The sequence below is a fragment of the Vibrio sp. V03_P4A6T147 genome (genome assembly GCF_002241085.1).
Taxonomy (GTDB): domain Bacteria; phylum Pseudomonadota; class Gammaproteobacteria; order Enterobacterales; family Vibrionaceae; genus Vibrio; species Vibrio anguillarum.
The window spans coordinates 1-2,634 of sequence record NZ_NDIO01000274.1 but is presented as its reverse complement, the minus strand read 5'-3'; the positions used below and the strand labels follow the sequence as shown (position 1 = coordinate 2,634).

3 protein-coding genes are annotated in these 2,634 nt (G+C 41.8%); all 3 read left to right on the top strand.

From position 1 onward, the window contains the following. Positions 1-211 precede the first annotated feature (211 nt). The 3 genes from B9J84_RS10815 (at position 212) to B9J84_RS10795 (ending at position 2,098) form a co-directional block, all read left to right on the top strand. Positions 212-727 carry a GNAT family N-acetyltransferase gene (locus tag B9J84_RS10815; RefSeq protein ID WP_094124112.1) on the top strand — a complete coding sequence of 172 codons (516 nt, stop codon included), beginning with the start codon at positions 212-214 and terminating at the stop codon, positions 725-727. Between the two features lie 145 nt (positions 728-872). Beyond that, on the top strand, positions 873-1,418 hold the full coding sequence (locus tag B9J84_RS10805) for a GNAT family N-acetyltransferase (RefSeq protein ID WP_013868587.1): 546 nt from the start codon (positions 873-875) through the stop codon (positions 1,416-1,418). A 134-nt stretch (positions 1,419-1,552) separates the two neighbouring features. Then, entirely contained in the window at positions 1,553-2,098 is a 546-nt protein-coding gene (locus B9J84_RS10795; RefSeq protein WP_094124111.1) for a GNAT family N-acetyltransferase, read from the top strand. Positions 2,099-2,634 lie beyond the last annotated feature (536 nt).

The following is a 2,634-nucleotide window of genomic DNA, read 5'->3' as shown; positions in this document are numbered from 1 at the left end:
GTTCTTGAGCCACTCAACCATTGCAATTGTGGCTTTGGGTCGTGTAAATTCAGTTTATCTCATTGAATTTGCATAACAAACGGCTCAAGAGGGATTGCCAACGCGTGGCGACTTTAGTGCAAAATTGAAGTTCAGTGTTTACGGTGTGTTTTTTGAGTTCGGCGGTGCGTTGTCAACCCCTTAGCCGGGCGTTAGGTGAATTGGGGGAATAATGCAGCAAGTTTTAGAAACGGAACGTTTAATCCTTAGGTCATTTGAGCTGTCTGATGCAGAGCAAGTATCAGTATTGGCTGGTGATAAACGAATCGCAGAGATGACGGCAAACATACCGCACCCTTATGAAGTTTCAGATGCAATTTCATGGATTGAAACACATGAAATTGGCTTTGCCAGCGGAGAGAGTATTGTTTATGCGATTGTACTTAAAGAATCGTTAGAGCTTATTGGTGCAGTGAGTTTGCCGAACTTAAAAGATGGCCAAGGCATCTTGGGTTATTGGTTGGGCGTCGATTTTTGGGGACAAGGTTATGCGACAGAAGCTTCAAAGGCTTTAATTGAGTACGCAAAAGAAAGTCATGGGTTGCGAGAGTTAAAGGTCATGCATCTTGTTGGCAATGATCGTTCAAGGTCAGTTATCGATAAACTTGGTGTTACTTACGTAGAAAATCAAACACTTCGTATGCAAGGTGGTGAACGAGAGGTTTGTGTTTATATTTCAGCGGTATAAATTCACCTAACAAACGCTTCAAGAGGGACAGCCAACGCGTGGCATTTTTACTATGCGTTGGTTTTTGTGGTTACGGTGTTATGCGGAAACTTGGTAGTAGCGTTGTCTGCCCCTTAAGCGGGCGTTATGTTTTTAAGAGGAAATCATGTTTACATTGGATGTTGATACCGATCTGAAACTGGCTTTGGTTACTCCCAAGTATGCTTCGGCCTATCTTGAAATTGTCAGTCGAGAGCGAGAATATTTGAGTCAATGGTTAGCTTGGCCTCCTCATGCAAGCAATGAAGAGTTTTTTCTTAGCTTTATCAAAAGTTCATTGCATGATTATGCTGATGGAAAATCCTTAGTTTGTGGGATGATTTACCAAGATAAGTTGGTTGGAAATATCAGTTTTAACAGTATTAACCGTCAACTGAAAAAAGTAGAGATTGGCTACTGGTTAAGCTCTGAATACCAAGGTAAAGGTATCGTGAGTAAGTCAGTTTTAAAACTGACCGACTTGGCTTTTACTGAATTTGATATGGAAAAGGTTCAGATATCAGCAGCGAGCGAAAATATTCCAAGTCGTAATGTATGTGAACGTTTAGGTTTCTCGCTTGAGGGCATAATCAGTTGCGCAGAAAATTTGAATGGCCGAGTTGTAGATCATGCTGTTTATGGTCTAAATCGTACCAATTGGCCCAAAACATAACAAACGCTTCAAGAGGGACAGCCAACGCGCGGTATTTTACTATGCGTTGGTTTTTGTGATTACGGTGTTATGCGGAAGCTTAGTAGTAGCGTTGGCTGCCCCTTAAGCGGGCGTTATGTTTCTAAGAGGAAATTATGTTTACATTGGATGTTGATACAGACCTAAAGCTTGCTTTGGTTTCTCACAAATTTGCACCTCACTATCTCGAAATCGTTAGCAGAGAGCGTGAGTATTTGAGCCAATGGCTAGCTTGGCCTCCTCACGCAAACAACGAAGAGTTCTTCCTAAGTTTTATCAACCGATCATTACATGACTATGCCGATGGTAAATCGCTTGTTTGTAGCATGATTTATAAAGATAAATTGGTTGGGAACATCAGTTTTAACAGTATTAATCATGAACTGAAAAAAGTGGAAATGGGTTATTGGTTAAGTTCTGAATATCAAGGTAAAGGTATTGTGAGTAGGTCAGTGCTCAAACTGATAGATTTTGCATTTACCGACTTGAATATGGAAAAAGTTCAGATATCGGCTGCAAAGGAAAATCAGCCCAGTCGAAACGTGTGTGAGCGTTTAGGATTTCTGCTTGAGGGGATAATCACTCGTTCAGAAAACTTAAATGGTCGAGTGGTAGACCATGCCATTTATGGCTTAAGTCGCCCATCTTGGCCAGAAACATAACAAACGCTTCAAGAGGGACAGCCAACGCACGGCATTTTTACTATGCGTTGGTTTGTGTGATTACGGTGTTATGCGGAAGCTTGGTAGTAGCGTTGTCTGCCCCTTAAGCGGGCGTTATGCAACTCAGGTAAATTTAGGGATTCAATCTTTTGGGATTTCTCCGGCCATTCGTTTTGTATTGTCGGCAAATGAGCATTTTTACCCTCAAATTCGTGGTCAACTCAAACCGTAAAACAGGCAAAGTTCTTTGCTTGCCTCAATCGGTTTTAGCGCTGGCGCGTTGTCAGTTTGGCAGGCGCAAAATGTGGAAAGGGCAAGTTTATCGAGCATTTTGCTTTTGCTGAAGTTTTCGCTCGTTGAGTTTGTTTCATTCAAAAGCTTGGTTGGTTGTTGAAAGGTGGACTTTGTTTTGGCGGCTTATTTATCTCGGCTCCTACTTGGGTTGGTTCTTGAGCCACTCAACCATTGCAATTGTGGCTTTGGGTCGTGTAAATTCAGTTTATCTCATTGAATTTGCATAACAAACGGCTCAAGAG

What these genes read in the sequence shown, in the direction of transcription:
- B9J84_RS10795 (WP_094124111.1), top strand. Translation starts at nt 1,553, where the DNA reads ATGTTTACATTGGATGTTGATACAGACCTAAAGCTTGCTTTGGTTTCT.
- B9J84_RS10805 (WP_013868587.1), top strand. Translation starts at nt 873, where the DNA reads ATGTTTACATTGGATGTTGATACCGATCTGAAACTGGCTTTGGTTACT.
- B9J84_RS10815 (WP_094124112.1), top strand. Translation starts at nt 212, where the DNA reads ATGCAGCAAGTTTTAGAAACGGAACGTTTAATCCTTAGGTCATTTGAG.